We start from the raw sequence: 17,095 nt of genomic DNA, 5'->3' as shown, positions 1-17,095 counted from the left end.
ATTTTTGTCCCTAACTCAAATCATGCAGCTTCTTGTTCAATTCTGCCAACTGTTCCGCAGTCCATGGCGAATTGCGGCGAAAGTCTGTAAAAGCAAGGTCTGTTTGATGCTGGTGGATATCCTTTTCAGTTTTTTCGATACTTTTGTAAAGTTCACGGGCAGATGTCCGCAAAGCCCCTTGAGAAAAAATCACCCACTGCTCGGCCAAATCACTTGTTGCCACAGTCACTTGTGTCAAGCGATTATTCAATTCACCGGCAACGCGTTCAATATAACTATCGGCAGTTTCACCTTCTTCAGTAAAAATCACCTCTAGTTGGTACTTCGTGTAGCTTTGGGTAACACCTGGGACCAACTGCGCATCAAAGACAACGATTATTTTTAATCCTTCGTATTTTGAATAATTGGATAAACGATGGAGCAAAGCCTCTCTTGCGTCTTCTAACCGATCTTGATTTTTTAACAGCACAAGTTCCGGCCATGCACCGATCATATTATAACCATCAACGATCAGCAGGGGATTCTTCATCAAGAAACCCCATTTCGACTCGTGTATGCTTGATACATCAACAAACCAGCGGCAACACTGGCATTCAAACTTTGGACATGTCCAGTCATCGGGATCGTCAACATTTGATCAACCTCTTTTTTGAGTCCTTCTCCCATGCCGCGGCCTTCATTGCCAATGATCAGACCGACAGACCCTTGGGCATTCCAAGTACGATAATCGCTGCCTGTCATGTCGGTGCCAAAAATCCAGAAACCGGCTTTCTTTAATTGTTGGACTGCTTGGGTCAGATTGGTGACCCGTGCCACTGGGACATGCTCTACTGCACCGGTAGAGGTTTTGACCACAACTGGGGTAATCCCGACTGCTCGATGTTTAGGAATAATGATGCCGTCAATGCCGCTTGCATCTGCTGTTCTTAACATTGAGCCAAAGTTATGAGGATCTTCCAAATTATCCAAGATTAGGTAAATAGGGTTTTCTTTGGTCTGTTCCAGCAACTCATCAAGCGTCAAGTATTGGTACGGGGTAATGGCCAATAACATGCCTTGATGCACCCCTTGATCACTCATTAGGTCCAATTTTTGTTTGGGCACCCATTTTACAGGTACCGCTTGTTCTCGCGCGGCTTCTTTCAAAGTATCAATTTTTTCTCCCCGTGCATCTTCTGATAGAAACAGCTTATTGCCTCGTCCTTCTTTTAAGGCTTCTGTTACTGCATGGAAACCGAAAACGAAATTGTCTTCAATCGCCTCATTGACTGTTTCTCTAGGACGTTCATTTTTGGGTTTAGCGTTTTTTTTGTTGGAGCGGTTTCTTTGTTGTTTTTCTCGCATCATCTTCTCCTACTTTCTTAATACACCATTCTACAAGCTCGTCTAAGCGTTCTTTTTGTTCAGTCAGGTGCAAATACCCGATCAATGATTCAAAGCCTGTAGCAATGCGATAAGTGGTTATATCGGCATTTTTTGCACCAGTATGACTCTTGCTGTTTCGGCCACGGCGATAAAAATCATGTTCTTCTTCTGTCAGTATCTCATCATCTAGCATTTTTTGGATCAATGCCGCTTGCGCTTTGGCAGAAACATAATGGGTCGCCATGTGATGCAGCTGATTGGGCCTGGTCTGACCTTGTGACACTAAATAGTCGCGGATATAGACCTCATAGATTGCATCACCAACATAAGCCAATGCAAGGCCATTCAATTGTTTATAATCTCTCATGCTTCTCTTCTCCATCTTGTTCCTTGTGCTGTATCTTCCAAAATAATGCCTTGTTCTTTCAACGTATCGCGGATTTGATCGCTACGGGCGAAATCTCTGGCTTGTCTGGCAGCGATCCGTTCATTGATCAACGTTTCAATATCCTCATCTAACAACGTATCCGTCACAAAGAAGATGCCAAAAATACTTAACCACTCACTGAATTTTGTAACTGCAGCATCTAAGATGGACAAATCCGTCGCCGGATCTTCTGTCGCTAGATTGATCCACTTCGCCAGTTCATATACGACGGTGATACCATTGGCTGCATTGAAATCATCATCCATCTCTGCAACAAATCGCGCTTCGAAATCGGCCAAAACGGGAATGTCTTCGGTGATCGTTTCATTGATATCGCTATTTGCCAATCTGAAACGCGCATTTTCATAAGTCGTGCGCAATTTTTGAAGATTGGTTTCCGCTTCTCTGACGGTGGTTTCACTGTATCTGATTGGTCGGCGGTATTGGGTCGTTGCCAAAAAGAAACGTAATACTTGCGGATCGATTTGTTGAACCATCTCATGGACAGTCACGAAATTGCCCAATGATTTACTCATTTTTTCATCTTGCTCACCGATCGTGACATACCCGTTATGCATCCAATAATTGGCAAACGTATGGCCGGTTTTGGCTTCACTCTGGGCGATTTCATTTTCATGATGGGGGAAAGTCAAGTCTTGTCCGCCCCCGTGGATATCGATTGTATCCCCTAAGTGTTTCGTCGCCATTACAGAACATTCGATATGCCAGCCTGGACGTCCAGGTCCCCATGGGGAATTCCAGGAAATCTCACCTTCTTTGGCTGCTTTCCACAAAGCAAAATCCAAAGGGTCTTCTTTGATACGTTGTTCATCGCCGGTGCGTTGACTTGCACCTACTTCTAATTCATCAATGGATTGATCGCTCAATTGGCCATAGGAAGCAAATTTGCGTGTACGGTAATAAACATCCCCTTGTACCGGATAGGCATAGCCTTTTTCAACAAGGACGGCGATAAACGCCACGATGTCTTCAATATGGTCCATCACCCGAGGGTTCATCGTAGCCGGTTTGACATTCAGCGCTGCTGTATCTTCGTTGAACGCTGCAATAAAGCGTTCTGCAACAACTGGTGCTGTTGTTTCTAATTCTTTGGCTGCGCGAATGATTTTATCATCCACATCCGTAAAATTCATCAAATAGTCAACTTCATAGCCTCGATATTCAAAATAACGGCGGATCGTATCGAAGGAAACAGTACTGCGACCATTCCCAATATGAATATAGTTGTAGACAGTCGGTCCGCAAACGTACATCTTGACTTTATTTTCGACTAATGGTTGAAATGCTTCTTTTTTACGTGTCAATGTATTATAGATTTTGATCATCTTGATTTACCTTCTTTCCTTTGATTCGTGCAACTTTTGCCGGGATACCGACAGCAGTCGCTTCTGCTGGGATATCTGTCAATACGACTGCACTGGCGCCGATTTTTGCGCCTTCGCCTATGGTCACCGGCCCTAATATTTGGGCATGTGCGGATATAAACGCCCCTTTTTTGATTGTGGGATGCCGTTTGCCGCGATCTTTACCTGTGCCCCCCAATGTCACACCATGGAACAGTACGACATCATCTTCTACGATCGCTGTTTCGCCGATCACAACACCCATGCCGTGATCGATAAAAACCCCTTGTCCGATCTGTGCCCCGGGATGAATCTCGATCCCTGTCAGAAAACGCCAAAATTGGGCAGTCACTTTGGCTATGAAATACAACCGATGACGAAATAAAAAGTGCGTCCATCGATGCCAAAATAATGCATGAAAACCTGGATAGGTCACCACGATTTCCAATGTTGAGCGTGCGGAAGGATCATATTTTTTTGTCGCTGCGATTGCTCTTTTGAACCAAGTCATCTTCTCACCTGCTTTATGCTCACTTTATGTACAAAAAAAGCGTCTTTCAAATAAGTTTCCTTATCCAAAAGACGCTTTCTTGCGTGGTTCCACTTTTGTTTGCAGACAACTTGTCTGCCTCAAAGCGGGTAACGTTCGCTAGGCCGTCTTTGACTTGCGTCAAAGCCACTCATAGGTGCATTTCCTACTCTTTTATGATCACTTCCACCACCCGTGATCTCTCTAAAATAAAAGCAGCAGTACTTCGTCTATTCTTTGTGTTTATAATACGTTATTCAAATGATCAAGGGCTTTTTCTTTCCCTAATAATTCAACGGTATCCGGCAATTCTGGTCCATGGGTTTGACCTGAAACAGCCACACGGATCGGCATAAACAAATTTTTGCCTTTGATGCCTGTTTCTTTTTGGATCTCTTTGATCGCTGCTTTGACTGCTGCAGCTTCTACAACAGGCATTGCCGTTAACTTTTCTTTGAAAGCTTCTAAGACTGTTGGCACTGTTTCGCCAGCCAATACTTCTTTTGCTGCATCATCTAATACTGGATGTTCCTCAAAGAATAAATCGGACAACGCAACGATTTGCGCAGCATAACTCATTTGCGGTTGATACAATGAAACGATTTTTTGCAGCCATTCTTGTTTCTCAGCAGCAGTTGCTTCATCGATACGTCCCGCTTTGACTAAATAAGGCACACACATCTCCGTCAATTCTTTCAAGTCCATTTGTTTCATGTATTGGTTGTTGACCCACTCTAATTTCTTCGCATCAAACGCGGCAGGTGATTTGCTTAAGCGTTCTGGGTCAAAAATCTTGATCAATTCATCTTGAGAAAAGATTTCTTCTTCCCCAACTGGTGACCAGCCCAATAATGCAATAAAATTGAACATCGCTTCAGGCAAATAACCGAGTTCGCGGTATTGTTCGATAAATTGTAAAATTGATTCATCACGTTTGCTTAGTTTTTTACCTGTTTCACTGTTGATGATCAAGGTCATATGACCAAATTCTGGTGCTTGCCAGCCAAAAGCTTCATAGATCATCAATTGTTTCGGTGTATTCGCAATATGATCGTCCCCACGCAATACATGGGTGATTTTCATATGGTGATCATCGACAGCTACTGCAAAGTTATACGTTGGCATACCATCACGTTTTTGAATAACAAAATCGCCGCCAACATTATCAGATTCAAAGACGATCTCGCCTTTGACCATGTCATGAAACTTATATTCCGTATTGCGAGAAACCCGGAAACGAATGACAGGTTCCAATCCTTGCGCTTCTTTTTCAGCTTGTTCTTCAGGCGTCAAATTGGCACAGGTTCCGCCATAATGCGGCATTTCTCCACGCGCTCTTTGGCCTTCTCTTTCCGCTTCTAATTCTTCTTCCGTACAGTAGCACTTATACGCACGGTTGCTTGCAAGCAGTTGATCGATCAACGGTTGATATAGCTCACCGCGTTCTGATTGACGGTAAGGTCCGTAAGCACCTGGTGCAGCAGGAGATTCATCCCAATCCATTCCTAGCCATTTCAGGTTTTCTAACTGGCTTTTTTCACCGTCTGCAATATTTCTTTTTTGATCCGTATCTTCGATGCGGATGATAAAATCACCATCGTTGTGACGGGCAAATAAATAGTTGAATAAAGCCGTCCGGGCATTGCCGATGTGTAGATGTCCTGTTGGACTTGGCGCGTAACGTACACGTACTTTCGTCATTGTCTTCCTCTTCCTTCATCTCATTTTCAAACAATTGCTATTGTTTGAACGCTTATTGGTCTGCTTATCACATGTTTGATAACAAACAGGACCCTCAGCTAGAATTGTACAATCAATAGCCAAAATAGTAAAGGCAACTGGCATATTTTACGCCAGCTGCCTTAGATTATTTGTCTGATTTCGTGGAATCATGGTTATCGATGCCACGTCCCGAGTGGGCTGGTTTAGCAAAAATCATTCGCCCAGCTGCTGTCTGCAACGCACTTGTGACAACAACATCGATATGTTCATTCATGTAATGTTGACCGTCTTCAACGACCACCATGGTTCCGTCATCAAGATATGCCACCCCTTGTTGACGCTCAGTACCAGCTTTCACGACGAGTACATGCATGTTTTCACCTGGGATCACTACCGGTTTGACCGCATTAGCCAACGCATTGATATTTAAGACCGGTACATTTTGAAACTCAGATACTTTATTCAAATTATAGTCATTGGTAACAACGATACCATCTAACAATTTGGCTAACTTGATCAATTTACTGTCGACTTCAGAAATATCTTCAAAGTCGCCTTCATACATCTCAACTTCAATACCATCTTCTTTTTGCAGCGCGTTGAGAATATCCAAGCCTCTGCGTCCACGAACACGTTTCAAGCTATCACCAGAATCAGCAATATATTGTAGTTCATATAAGACAAAATTAGGAATCAATAGAACGCCTTCTAAAAAGCCCGTCTTGGCTATATCATAAATACGGCCATCGATGATCACACTGGTATCTAGAATTTTATACTTATGAAAATGATCCGCAAATTTCCGTTCCAGCATTTGCTGTTCTTCTTGGGTCTCAGTTTTCTTATTTTTTGGTGCAAAAACTTTCTTCCATTCATCGATACGTGTCGTACCGATTTGGAATCCTAGATAACCCAACAAAGCCATCACCAAGATAGGTGCTATCCCGTTGATAAAGGGAATATCCCAATTATAAAAAGGGATTGAAACAATGACGCCTATCATTAATCCGATAATGGCACCTATTGCACCAAAAAGCAGATATGTGAGACTCAGTTCACTTAATTTTTCTTCAATTTTACGAATACCGGCTGCAACATATTTTGCTAATAGTAAAGATAATAAAAAGAAAATAAGGGCTCCAAGCAAACTATTAGTAATATTATTATTCAGCCATTGATTTTGGTTCTGCCCGATGGTCTGCCAAGCAATGGGCATCAATGAAATCCCCAGACTTGCTCCTGCCAGCACCATGAGTGCGGTAATGACTCGTTTCTGCATACAATTTCCTCCATACTCACATTTTTTTCCATCAAATGCCAAAGTTCCCGCAATTATTTGCTGCTATCGAAAGGGAACATCGGCCAGAATCAAGCGATAGGCTTGATTCTATATGATATTCAGATAAAATTAGCGAAAAACTTTGCGCAAGGTTTCTGACAAAGTCGATATGCCTTCTACTTCGATACCTTTGGGTGGCTTCCAGCCAGATAAATTATTTTTTGGCAAGTAGACTTTAGTGAAGCCTAATTTTTGCACTTCTTTTACGCGTTGCTCAATGGCATTTACCCGACGAATCTCACCCGTCAATCCAATCTCACCGATAAAACATTCGGTCGGACTGGTACCTTTTTCTTTATAACTAGAGGCGATACTGATTGCAATCGCCAAATCGATCGCTGGCTCATTTAATTTTACACCACCAGCTGCTTTTAGGTAGGCATCTTGATTTTGCAAAAGCAAACCCGCTCGTTTTTCCAATACAGCCATGATCAATGACACCCGATTGAAATCCAAACCAGTCGTCGTTCGCTTGGCGTTGCCAAACATTGTTGGTGTGACTAAAGCTTGGATCTCGACCAATATAGGGCGACTGCCTTCCATTGCGACTACAATAGCTGATCCAGTCGCACCTTCTAATCGTTCTTCAAGAAAAACCTGTGATGGATTGGCTACTTCTTTCAAGCCACCTTCTTCCATCTCGAAAATACCAATTTCGTTGGTGGAACCAAATCGATTTTTGACAGCCCGTAAAATTCGGAAGCTATGATGCTTTTCACCTTCAAAATACAGGACGGTATCAACCATATGTTCTAACATTCGTGGCCCTGCAATCGATCCTTCTTTGGTGACATGGCCAACAATAAATATGGCAATACCATTGGTTTTAGCCAATTTTAAAAGCTCCGCTGTCGTTTCTCGTACTTGACTCACACTTCCTGCCACGCTTGTGATGTCGGGTTGCGTCATGGTTTGGATCGAATCAATGATCACATAATCTGGGCGAATCGTATCGATTGCCTTACTGATTTCTGACATATCCGTTTCTGGATATAGATAAAACTCAGTATCGATCGCGCCCAAACGTTCTGCACGCATTTTAATTTGTTCCGCACTTTCTTCTCCTGAAACATATAGAACTGTTCCGCCAATTGCTGCCAATTGCTGTGATACTTGCAGCAAGAGCGTAGATTTTCCGATTCCAGGATCACCACCGATCAGAATCAAAGAACCCGGCACGACTCCGCCACCCAAGACACGATTCAATTCGGCTAAGCGTGTCTGCACACGCGGTTCTTTTTTCGGCACAACATCTGCGATTTTCGTGGGTTGCATCCGTTGCCCCGTCAATGTGGTTCTTACCCGACGATCCGTGTTTTCTTGGATCACTTCTTCTACCATCGAATTCCAACTACCGCAATTAGGACATTTACCCAAATACTTAGGCGAACTGTATCCACAGTGTTGACAGACAAATTGACTTTTTGCTTTTTTTGCCATCTATTTCCTCCATGATCTACATTTATCCGACTAGTTGAATGAAGCTATTGATTAGAGGAACCGAAGCCGCCTTGACGGCTATTGGTCGTCACATCTTGATCTGCTTTTAAGAATGGCAAGAAAATCCCTTGCCCGATACGTTCACCTTTTTTGATTTCCAAATCTCTAGGACCAAAATTGGTGAATTGAAACATGATATGTCCTTCATTATCGGGATTATTATAATAATCACTGTCAATAACGCCGACACCATTTGTTAATACCAAAAAACGTTTCAATGGGTTACTCGATCGATTCGTCAATTGTAAATACTCATCGTTCCCCATATAAGCCTTGATGCCCGTAGATACCAATGTTGGTTTCAGCCGTTTTTCACTTTCTTTATCAAAGATTGCTTTCACACCATCTATGAGTCCGGCTTTCCAGATACTTGGAATCACCATGTCTTCAGCTGCTTCAAAATCATAGCCAGCAGCATGATGCGTTGCCCGATGCGGCAACTGGATATTTTTTTCTTGATAATCAGTAACGATCTCAAATCCTCGTAATTTCATAGACGCCTCCAATAATTAATAAAACATATAGTTATTTTAGCATAGGACAGCTGATTTTCTTCATGTAAAACACAATTATCGGAAAGTCTTTACAAATTCTTCTCATCCACACAATAAAATGTGAAAAAAGAGCATGACGAATCTGGCTTTTGCTAGTACAATAGTAAAAATATCAAAAAAGGCGGTGACCTATGCGGGAGTCTTTACAAACCAAAAAACGAATCGTTGTCAAAATCGGCACAAGTTCATTGATTTACCCTAACGGCAATATCAATTTGTCGGGCATCGATGAATTGGCCTTCGTATTAACCGATCTGCAAAACCAAGGAAAAGAAATTATTTTGGTTTCATCAGGAGCCATTGGTGTCGGGATGAATAAACTGAACGTGAAAGAACGACCAAGAGAAATCCCAGAGCAGCAGGCAGTAGCGGCAGTTGGTCAATCAGAGCTGATGACTATTTATAATCAACGGTTTCAAACATATAGCCAGCAAACAGCACAGTTACTCTTGACCCGTGATATCATTGAGTTCCCTCAAAGCCGACAAAATGTCTGTAATACCCTAGAACAACTTATCGCTATGGGGATCATTCCTATCATCAATGAAAATGACACTGTGGCTGTCGATGAATTAGACCATTTAACAAAATTCGGCGACAATGATCAATTATCCGCAATCGTGGCCGAATTGATAGATGCTGACCTATTGATCATGCTGTCTGATATCGATGGATTTTATTCGGCAAATCCCCTCACAGACAAGTCAGCGAGACTGTATGATGAGATCCGCGAAATCACACCCGCACTTTTAGCGCAAGCCACTGGCAAAGGCAGTCCTTATGGCACCGGCGGAATGACCAGTAAGCTGAAAGCTGCGCAACGAGTACTTGCCAGCAATAGTCAAATGATTCTGGCCAATGGCAAACAACCTAAAATGATCTTTGAGATATTGGCTGGTAATCAATTGGGTACCTATTTTTATAGACTAGAGGAGGAACATGCATGATTGATTTGACAAAGATTGGCCAACAAGCCAAAAAAAGTGCCCATGAATTAGGACTGCTTTCAACAAAAGACAAAAACAATTTATTATTGCAGATGGCCGATGCGATTGAACGCAACACTGAGATGATTCTTGTTGCGAACGAACAAGATCTCGAAGCTGCGCGGCTGCAAAAGACCACGCCGACATTGTTGGATCGTTTAACCTTAACGCATGCACGCATTTTGGAAATGGCCAACGGAATGAGAGAAGTCGCGCAATTACCTGATCCAATTGGACGCGTCGATCAAATGTGGCGCAATGCGGACGATCTGCTGATCGGTCAGCAAAGAGTGCCGCTGGGGGTCATTGGTATTATTTATGAGGCGCGGCCGAATGTGACCACAGATGCGGCCAGTCTTTGTTTTAAATCAGGCAATGCAGTGATTCTGCGTGGCGGAAAAGAAGCTTTTTATTCCAATCAAGCCTTAGTGGCTGTTTTACAGCAATCTCTAACTGACAATGGTGCTTCCCCCCATGCCATTCAATTCATTACCGATACGAGCCATGAAACAGCAGCTGAAATGATGCGTCTCAATAAGTACATCGATGTTTTGATTCCGCGAGGCGGTGCCGGATTGATCAAACGGGTCAAAGAAACTGCCACTGTGCCCGTGATTGAAACCGGTACGGGCAATAATCATGTCTATATCGATCAAGGTGCGCAGTTGCCCATGGCCTTGTCGATCGTGATCAATGCCAAAACCCAACGACCCTCTGTCTGTAATGCGATCGAGACAATTCTTGTCCATGAAGCTGTAGCGGAAACTTTTTTGCCGCTTTTAACGGAACAAATAGCTGATCAAGTTGAATTACGGGGAGACGAAAAAGCCCGGGCTATTTTGCCCCAGGCTGAAGTTGCCACTGAAGAAGATTGGGCAACCGAATTTTTAGATTATATTTTGGCAATCAAAGTGGTTTCTTCACTAGATGAAGCCATCACACACATCAATCATTACAATACAAAACACTCAGAGGCCATCGTGACAGATGACTATTTTGCTTCGCAACGTTTCTTGAAAGAAGTGGATGCCGCAGCTGTCTATGTCAATGCTTCCACGCGATTCACAGATGGTTTCATGTTTGGATTTGGTGCAGAGATCGGTATCTCGACTCAAAAATTGCATGCACGAGGACCGATGGGTTTAGAAGCATTAACATCAACCAAATACGTGATTTACGGAGAAGGTCAGACCCGTTCATGATCTGGTCTTCCCCTTCGTACAACCCCCGCATTTGCCATTTAGGCTATGCGGGGGTTTCGTTACTTCGTTACGTGTACCTCTTGATTCTGGTGTACAAAAGTCAGCGGTTCAATTTTGAATAATGCCAGTAATATCTGATTGGTCTGTTCGAAGATCTGTGCCTCTGTCATCTTTTTCGGACAAATAACCGTTTGGTCAGTGGTAACAAATCGTGCATCGCGAAAGTTCTCGCTAAAGCGCACTTCCTGCGTGCCTTTTTGGTATATCAGTCCTTCCTCTTCTTCTAACCATAAACGCGTCTGCCAATGATTGACTTGAGCGATTGGCATGATCAAAGCCCCGCAGTCCAATTGCTCTAATGCATATTCACGACCGTTGTCTAGCTGCATAGTAAACGTGCGCAGTGCGAAGGGTACGCAAGCATTACAGCCGCCTTCTGTTATCACTTCTTTACTTTTGATGATTGCCTTCATTACAACTTTCCTCCTTTATTTTCTTATTCATGTTTAGTTTATCACAAATCGTCTGGCTGACGACTTAGGGAAAATTCCGTCTAAAGTTGGATGTGTGAAAAGGAAAATCTTGATATGCTAAGGATAAGTTAAAAACCATTTAGGAGGATTCACTATGAATACACAAAGTTTATTCGGAAAAATCGTTGCTATCGTGGCCGTTTTGATTTTAGCATCTGCTGTTCTATCGTTAGTTTTAGGACTGATTGGCGGCTTGATTGGCTTGATCTTCCGCTTTGGGATCCCATTACTGATCGCCATTTGGATCGTTCGCTGGCTGACTGCTGTTCGTCAACGCCCAAGAAAATATTACCGCTAATCTCTTTACACAAAAAAACCAGTGATCGCCGCAAGATTTCTCTAAGCAGCGATCACTGGTTTTTTTTTAATTATCCTAATGCAACATCCAAAATCATCATCAAAATAAAGCCCAGCATCACACCAAAGACAGCAAAATGACGCCGACTCGTCAAAGTTTGTTGCGCTTCCGGAATCAATTCTTCCACCACCACATAGATCATCGCACCCGCAGCAAATGCTAGTGCATAGGGTAAGACCGCAGACATACTTGTAACCAACAATGCACCAATCACACCAGCAATTGGCTCTACGATACCTGATGCCTGTCCATAGACAAACGCTTTTTTCCGGCTAAGCCCTTCTTGTCTTAAAGGAATCGACACCGCAGCACCTTCTGGAAAATTTTGGATCCCAATCCCAATCGCTACTGATAATGCAGCTAGAACAGCGGCTCTAGGATCATCCGCACTGGCAGCAGCACCAAAGGCAACACCAACAGCTAAACCTTCCGGAATATTGTGCAACGTGATTGAAAAAACAAGCAAAATCGTTCGTTTGAGATGGCTCGGCAGCCCTTCTGTTTCATGATTGGGACCAAAATGCATATGCGGCAGTGTTTTATCAGCAGCATATAAAAACAAGCCACCCAAGCCAAAACCAATACTCACAACCAGCCAAGGGATATCACCGTTTTCCTGAGCGCGAGCAATTGCTGGGTCCAACAGTGACCAAAAGCTTGCAGCGATCATCACACCTGAAGCAAATCCCAACATCGTATTTAATACATTTTTGTTGATTTCTTTGAAAAAAAATACCAAGGCAGCACCCAAGGCCGTCATTGCATAGGTGAATGCCGTTCCAGCCAATGCTTGTTGCCATGGAGACAAACTGACAAGCCAATCAACCATTTTTCGTCCTCCTAATAAATAGCTCTTACATTTACTCTAGCACAGGAGGTGAATCGGTTCTACTATCAAGCTAAACTATGGATGATTTTTTGACAACTTTGTTCGTGAATGCCGATTTAATCCACAGGTTTACTTGAAAGTTTCAACATTCATCGCTATAATGCTAGAAGACTCCATGTCAATCTATATAAAGTGAGGAAAAGAATTGATTACAGTAAGTGATGTAAGTTTGCATTTTTCAGACCGCAAACTATTTGACGATGTTAATATTAAATTTACGCCTGGTAATTGTTATGGTTTGATTGGTGCAAATGGTGCTGGTAAATCAACTTTTTTAAAAATATTATCTGGTGAGATCCAGCCGTCAACAGGCAATGTATCTTTAGGTCCTGATGAACGGATGGCTGTCTTGAAACAGAACCATTATGATTATGAAGAATACGCAGTGATTGAAACAGTCATCATGGGCCATAAGCGCCTTTACGAAGTGATGAAAGAAAAAGATGCCATCTACATGAAAGAAGATTTTACAGATGAAGATGGCATACGCGCTGCTGAACTCGAAGGTGAATTTGCTGAGCTTGATGGATGGGAAGCTGAGCCAGAAGCAGCGGTTCTTTTACAAGGATTGAATATCCCTGAGGAATTGCATCATCTGCAAATGAAAGAATTAACGGCCGGGCAAAGAGTCAAAGTTTTGTTGGCACAAGCTTTATTTGGTAAACCTGATGTTCTCCTGCTAGATGAACCTACGAATGGTTTAGATATCCAATCCATCAACTGGTTAGAAGAATTTTTGATCAACTTTGAAAATACAGTCATCGTTGTATCTCATGACCGCCACTTCTTAAATAAAGTTTGTACCCACATGGCTGACTTAGATTTTGGCAAAATCAAACTATTCGTTGGGAATTATGATTTTTGGTTAGAATCTAGTCAATTGGCTGCAAAATTACAATCACAATCAAATGCAAAAAAAGAAGAGCAAATCAAAGAGTTGCAAGACTTTATTGCACGTTTCAGCGCCAATGCGTCTAAATCAAAACAAGCAACCTCTCGTAAAAAAATGTTGGATAAAATCACCCTTGATGACATCCAACCTTCATCTCGCCGTTATCCTTTCGTTGGTTTCAAACCAGAAAGAGAGATCGGGAATGATCTATTACAAGTGGACAATGTCAGTGTCACCATTGATGGCAAGCAAATTCTCAGCAATATCTCTTTCACATTGAACAAAGATGATAAAGTTGCGTTTGTAGCAAATAGTGATATTACAACCACCACTTTGTTCAAAGTGATCATGGGTGAGATCACACCTGATACAGGCAGCGTCCGCTGGGGTGTAACAACACAACATGCTTACTTGCCTAAAGACACTACCACCGAATTTGATACCGACATGCCAATCGTTGATTGGTTGCGTCAATATGCTGGCAAAGAAGAAGATGACAACACCTTCTTACGCAGCTTCTTAGGTCGGATGCTCTTTTCTGGTGATGAAGTATTGAAACCTGTCAACGTCCTTTCCGGAGGCGAAAAAGTCCGTTGCATGCTGTCTAAATTGATGTTATCGAAAGCCAATGTGCTGGTATTAGATGATCCAACCAATCACTTGGATTTAGAATCGATCACTGCTTTAAATGATGGTTTAATGGCCTTTACCGGCTCATTGCTGTTTGCTTCTCATGACCACCAATTTATCCAAACATTAGCGAACCGGATCATTGCGGTTTCTAGTAACGGTGTCGTGGATCGTGCCGAAACGACTTATGATGAGTTTTTAGAGAACAAAGATGTTCAAAAAAGAGTTGCTGAATTAAATAATTAAACAAGAAAGCCAGTTGAACATTCCTGAATGTTCAACTGGCTTTCTTTATGATTGACTTTAAGCACTAGCTACACGACTTGTACCGAATGAAAAAACCGCAAGACAACCATACCCGGTATGACTAGATATCGTCGGACCTAGTGGGTAATGATAAATATCAACATCTGGAATTTTTTCACGCAAACTTGCAATCACTTTATCAGCGGCCTCATCATCGCCAGCATTCGCAATGTAGACAGTCCTTGTTTGTGTTGCTTGCAGATTGGCTATCGTATGATCGACAATGTTCTGGATTGATTTATTGCGCCCCCGCACTTTATCCACATTTCGCAGTTTTCCATCCATATCCACGGTGATGATCGGTTTGACATTCAATAAGCCGCCAATTGCCGCTGCAGTTTTAGAGATCCGTCCTCCTCGTTCCAACTGCTTCAAATCATCCACTGTCACCCAGGAATCAACTTGCATTTTGTGTTCTTCGACCCATTGGCTCACTTCCAGCAATGAAGCCCCTGCTGCTTTACGCTTGGCTGCCTCCGCAACCAAAAGCCCTTCACCTAAACTCGCTGATTTCGTATCGATCAGTGAAATATTGACTGTTTCGTATTCCTCTTTCAGTAATGCCACAGCTTGTACAGCACTTTGAAAAGAACCACTCATTCCTGAAGAAAAACCTAAATATAAAATAGGTGTTCCTACATCTACATATGGACGAAAATGTTCCATATAGCGACCTACATTAATCTGAGATGTAGTCGGTTGTGCATGTTCTTTTAATTTTGCTAAAAACCAATCTGTATCAAAAGATTGACCCATATCATCCGTATACTCTTTCCCCTCTAAAGCAACTACCATCGGAATATAAGCGACATCTAGTTCAGCCAATCGTTCCGCAGGTAGGTCACAACAAGAATCAGTTATCAATTGAAACATGATTCCACCCCTTTCATATCATTTATTATAGCAAAAAAAGCACAAGACAAAAGCATTCTCTCGCGTTGAAGCAAATGAAACAGCTGTTTTTTTGCTTTTCTGACGTGATTCATACATTATCTTGTGCTGTGCCGCTATTCGACACTGTTAGTTGTTTAGATTTGTGCCCAGACACTTTCTAAAATATTGGTTTGATTACGATCTGGTCCAACAGAGAAAGTAGAAATGCGAACACCGACTAATTCTGATACCCGATGGACATAGTTCCGAGCATTTTCAGGCAAATCTGCCAATGTTTTGCAGCCAGTAATGTCTTCAGACCAGCCAGGCAATTCTTCATAAACAGGTTTGCAGCGATTCAGTTCTTTCAAGCTCGCTGGATAGTGATAAATTTCCTCTCCGTCCAATTCATAGGCAGTACAAATCTTGACTGTATCCAATCCACTCAAAACATCGATTGAATTCAAAGATAGATTAGTGATTCCTGAAACGCGTTTTGAATGGCGCATCACAACAGTATCAAACCATCCTACACGACGAGGGCGCCCAGTTGTGGTTCCATATTCCCGACCAACTTCACGAATTTGCTGACCCGTTTCATCAAACAATTCTGTTGGAAAAGGACCATCCCCCACACGAGACGTATAAGCTTTACACACACCCACCACTTTATTGATCTTTGAAGGTCCAACCCCACTGCCGATGGTCACACCGCCAGCTACTGGGTTTGAAGACGTCACAAACGGATACGTTCCTTGATCAATATCCAGCATCACACCTTGGGCCCCTTCAAATAAAACCCGTTTGCCCGCATCCAAGGCATCATTTAGAATCACTGATGTATCTGTCACATATTGCTTGATTTGCTGTCCATAAGCATAGTATTCTTCAAAGACATCATCAAAATCAATCGGTTCAGCATCGAACATCTTAACAAATTGACGATTTTTTTCTTCTAAATTGATTCGTAACCGTTCTTCAAAGATCTCTTTATCCAATAAATCTGCGATTCGAATACCGATCCGCGCTGCTTTATCCATATAAGCAGGTCCGATCCCTTTGATGGTTGTACCGATTTTATTTTCGCCTTTTGCGTCTTCTTGCAGCTGATCCAATTGGATATGATAAGGTAAAATAACATGTGCTCGATCAGATATTTTTAGATTTTTTGTTATTATATTATTTTCTTTTAAATATGCGAGTTCTTTTACCAGTGATTTAGGATTGACCACAACCCCATTTCCGATAACACTGATTTTATCTGCATAAAAAATCCCTGAAGGAATCAAATGCAATTTATAGGTCACACCGTCAAATTTAATTGTATGTCCCGCATTGTCGCCACCTTGATAACGTGCAATGACTTCTGCGTTTTCACTCAAAAAGTCCGTGATCTTTCCTTTACCTTCGTCGCCCCATTGTGTACCTACTACTACTACAGATGACATAAAATGACCTCTTTCTTTGATTAATGCATTCCTTATGTATTGTAACAAGTTTCGCAACGGCTTTCAATCTAAAATCGAATATTTAATTCGATTTATCTATTTTAGAGGTTAAAAAACGAACTATTTTTTTCTGAATAAAAAAAATAGCATTTAAAAGCGAATAAAAATAGCACACCCG

Annotated in this window: 17 protein-coding genes and 1 other annotated feature; of the genes, 4 read left to right on the top strand and 13 right to left on the bottom strand. The window is 42.2% G+C overall.

Annotated features, from left to right (window positions below; translation table 11 throughout):
* Positions 1–10 precede the first annotated feature (10 nt).
* The 9 genes from ACYVRS_RS13640 to ACYVRS_RS13600 all read right to left on the bottom strand — a co-directional run bounded on the left by ACYVRS_RS13640 (position 11) and on the right by ACYVRS_RS13600 (position 8,740).
* A complete protein-coding gene (locus tag ACYVRS_RS13640) occupies positions 11–529 on the bottom strand; it encodes an NYN domain-containing protein (RefSeq protein WP_054116905.1) in 519 nt (172 codons plus the stop codon).
* Positions 529–1,344: a 23S rRNA (guanosine(2251)-2'-O)-methyltransferase RlmB gene (rlmB, locus tag ACYVRS_RS13635; RefSeq protein WP_312542296.1), complete on the bottom strand. Its 816-nt coding sequence runs from the start codon at positions 1,342–1,344 to the stop codon at positions 529–531. The genes ACYVRS_RS13640 and rlmB overlap by 1 nt, the downstream gene beginning before the upstream one ends.
* Positions 1,298–1,732: a Mini-ribonuclease 3 gene (locus tag ACYVRS_RS13630; RefSeq protein ID WP_312542295.1), complete on the bottom strand. Its 435-nt coding sequence runs from the start codon at positions 1,730–1,732 to the stop codon at positions 1,298–1,300. The genes rlmB and ACYVRS_RS13630 overlap by 47 nt, the downstream gene beginning before the upstream one ends.
* Positions 1,729–3,138, bottom strand: coding sequence for a cysteine--tRNA ligase (gene cysS, locus ACYVRS_RS13625; RefSeq protein ID WP_312498816.1), 1,410 nt, complete (start codon positions 3,136–3,138; stop codon positions 1,729–1,731). Before cysS ends, ACYVRS_RS13630 begins: the two co-directional genes overlap by 4 nt.
* The gene (gene epsC / locus ACYVRS_RS13620; protein ID WP_312498817.1) at positions 3,122–3,667 is read right to left on the bottom strand and encodes a serine O-acetyltransferase EpsC; all 546 of its coding nucleotides are present in this window, start codon (positions 3,665–3,667) and stop codon (positions 3,122–3,124) included. Before epsC ends, cysS begins: the two co-directional genes overlap by 17 nt.
* A 64-nt stretch (positions 3,668–3,731) precedes the next feature.
* Positions 3,732–3,932: a binding site (T-box leader), on the bottom strand.
* A complete protein-coding gene (gltX, locus tag ACYVRS_RS13615; protein ID WP_054116900.1) occupies positions 3,929–5,386 on the bottom strand; it encodes a glutamate--tRNA ligase in 1,458 nt (485 codons plus the stop codon). (Overlaps the previous feature by 4 nt.)
* Positions 5,387–5,552: 166 nt before the next feature.
* Positions 5,553–6,686, bottom strand: a complete 1,134-nt coding sequence (locus ACYVRS_RS13610) for a PIN/TRAM domain-containing protein (protein WP_054116899.1) — start codon at positions 6,684–6,686, stop codon at positions 5,553–5,555.
* Positions 6,687–6,815: 129 nt separating this feature from the next.
* On the bottom strand, positions 6,816–8,186 hold the full coding sequence (gene radA / locus ACYVRS_RS13605) for a DNA repair protein RadA (protein WP_461203562.1): 1,371 nt from the start codon (positions 8,184–8,186) through the stop codon (positions 6,816–6,818).
* A gap of 44 nt (positions 8,187–8,230) precedes the next feature.
* Positions 8,231–8,740: a dCTP deaminase/dUTPase family protein gene (locus ACYVRS_RS13600; protein WP_461203561.1), complete on the bottom strand. Its 510-nt coding sequence runs from the start codon at positions 8,738–8,740 to the stop codon at positions 8,231–8,233.
* A gap of 191 nt (positions 8,741–8,931) precedes the next feature.
* On the opposite strand from ACYVRS_RS13600, the gene proB reads away from it, so the two are divergent.
* Positions 8,932–9,747 (top strand): glutamate 5-kinase, encoded by an 816-nt coding sequence (gene proB / locus ACYVRS_RS13595; RefSeq protein WP_461203560.1) that lies wholly within the window; start codon positions 8,932–8,934, stop codon positions 9,745–9,747.
* Positions 9,744–10,988 (top strand): glutamate-5-semialdehyde dehydrogenase, encoded by a 1,245-nt coding sequence (locus ACYVRS_RS13590; RefSeq protein ID WP_461203559.1) that lies wholly within the window; start codon positions 9,744–9,746, stop codon positions 10,986–10,988. The genes proB and ACYVRS_RS13590 overlap by 4 nt, the downstream gene beginning before the upstream one ends.
* Positions 10,989–11,047: 59 nt before the next feature.
* Here ACYVRS_RS13590 and ACYVRS_RS13585 read toward each other — a convergent pair whose 3' ends face one another.
* Positions 11,048–11,461 (bottom strand): DUF4809 family protein, encoded by a 414-nt coding sequence (locus tag ACYVRS_RS13585; protein WP_313537228.1) that lies wholly within the window; start codon positions 11,459–11,461, stop codon positions 11,048–11,050.
* A gap of 154 nt (positions 11,462–11,615) precedes the next feature.
* Between ACYVRS_RS13585 and ACYVRS_RS13580 the strand changes: the two genes are divergently transcribed.
* Positions 11,616–11,819 (top strand): hypothetical protein, encoded by a 204-nt coding sequence (locus ACYVRS_RS13580; protein ID WP_313537226.1) that lies wholly within the window; start codon positions 11,616–11,618, stop codon positions 11,817–11,819.
* Between the two features lie 70 nt (positions 11,820–11,889).
* On the opposite strand, the gene ACYVRS_RS13575 is transcribed toward ACYVRS_RS13580, so the two are convergent.
* Positions 11,890–12,708: a ZIP family metal transporter gene (locus ACYVRS_RS13575; RefSeq protein ID WP_054116892.1), complete on the bottom strand. Its 819-nt coding sequence runs from the start codon at positions 12,706–12,708 to the stop codon at positions 11,890–11,892.
* Positions 12,709–12,913: 205 nt separating this feature from the next.
* Between ACYVRS_RS13575 and ACYVRS_RS13570 the strand changes: the two genes are divergently transcribed.
* Positions 12,914–14,536, top strand: coding sequence for an ABC-F family ATP-binding cassette domain-containing protein (locus tag ACYVRS_RS13570; protein WP_313537222.1), 1,623 nt, complete (start codon positions 12,914–12,916; stop codon positions 14,534–14,536).
* Positions 14,537–14,593: 57 nt separating this feature from the next.
* Here the strand turns inward: ACYVRS_RS13570 and ACYVRS_RS13565 are convergent, their stop codons facing one another.
* On the bottom strand, positions 14,594–15,469 hold the full coding sequence (locus ACYVRS_RS13565; protein ID WP_461198917.1) for a DegV family protein: 876 nt from the start codon (positions 15,467–15,469) through the stop codon (positions 14,594–14,596).
* A 155-nt stretch (positions 15,470–15,624) separates the two neighbouring features.
* Entirely contained in the window at positions 15,625–16,917 is a 1,293-nt protein-coding gene (locus ACYVRS_RS13560; protein ID WP_054116889.1) for an adenylosuccinate synthase, read from the bottom strand.
* Positions 16,918–17,095: the final 178 nt, after the last annotated feature.

The sequence above is a fragment of the Enterococcus salsurae genome (assembly GCF_054784955.1).
This window is presented reverse-complemented; position numbering and strand designations above follow the sequence as displayed.

Excerpts from the sequence above, each read along its gene's own strand:
- ACYVRS_RS13640 (WP_054116905.1), bottom strand. The coding sequence starts at position 529 with ATGAAGAATCCCCTGCTGATCGTTGATGGTTATAATATGATCGGTGCA.
- rlmB (WP_312542296.1), bottom strand. The coding sequence starts at position 1,344 with ATGCGAGAAAAACAACAAAGAAACCGCTCCAACAAAAAAAACGCTAAA.
- ACYVRS_RS13630 (WP_312542295.1), bottom strand. The coding sequence starts at position 1,732 with ATGAGAGATTATAAACAATTGAATGGCCTTGCATTGGCTTATGTTGGT.
- cysS (WP_312498816.1), bottom strand. The coding sequence starts at position 3,138 with ATGATCAAAATCTATAATACATTGACACGTAAAAAAGAAGCATTTCAA.
- epsC (WP_312498817.1), bottom strand. The coding sequence starts at position 3,667 with ATGACTTGGTTCAAAAGAGCAATCGCAGCGACAAAAAAATATGATCCT.
- gltX (WP_054116900.1), bottom strand. The coding sequence starts at position 5,386 with ATGACGAAAGTACGTGTACGTTACGCGCCAAGTCCAACAGGACATCTA.
- ACYVRS_RS13610 (WP_054116899.1), bottom strand. The coding sequence starts at position 6,686 with ATGCAGAAACGAGTCATTACCGCACTCATGGTGCTGGCAGGAGCAAGT.
- radA (WP_461203562.1), bottom strand. The coding sequence starts at position 8,186 with ATGGCAAAAAAAGCAAAAAGTCAATTTGTCTGTCAACACTGTGGATAC.
- ACYVRS_RS13600 (WP_461203561.1), bottom strand. The coding sequence starts at position 8,740 with ATGAAATTACGAGGATTTGAGATCGTTACTGATTATCAAGAAAAAAAT.
- proB (WP_461203560.1), top strand. The coding sequence starts at position 8,932 with ATGCGGGAGTCTTTACAAACCAAAAAACGAATCGTTGTCAAAATCGGC.
- ACYVRS_RS13590 (WP_461203559.1), top strand. The coding sequence starts at position 9,744 with ATGATTGATTTGACAAAGATTGGCCAACAAGCCAAAAAAAGTGCCCAT.
- ACYVRS_RS13585 (WP_313537228.1), bottom strand. The coding sequence starts at position 11,461 with ATGAAGGCAATCATCAAAAGTAAAGAAGTGATAACAGAAGGCGGCTGT.
- ACYVRS_RS13580 (WP_313537226.1), top strand. The coding sequence starts at position 11,616 with ATGAATACACAAAGTTTATTCGGAAAAATCGTTGCTATCGTGGCCGTT.
- ACYVRS_RS13575 (WP_054116892.1), bottom strand. The coding sequence starts at position 12,708 with ATGGTTGATTGGCTTGTCAGTTTGTCTCCATGGCAACAAGCATTGGCT.
- ACYVRS_RS13565 (WP_461198917.1), bottom strand. The coding sequence starts at position 15,469 with ATGTTTCAATTGATAACTGATTCTTGTTGTGACCTACCTGCGGAACGA.
- ACYVRS_RS13560 (WP_054116889.1), bottom strand. The coding sequence starts at position 16,917 with ATGTCATCTGTAGTAGTAGTAGGTACACAATGGGGCGACGAAGGTAAA.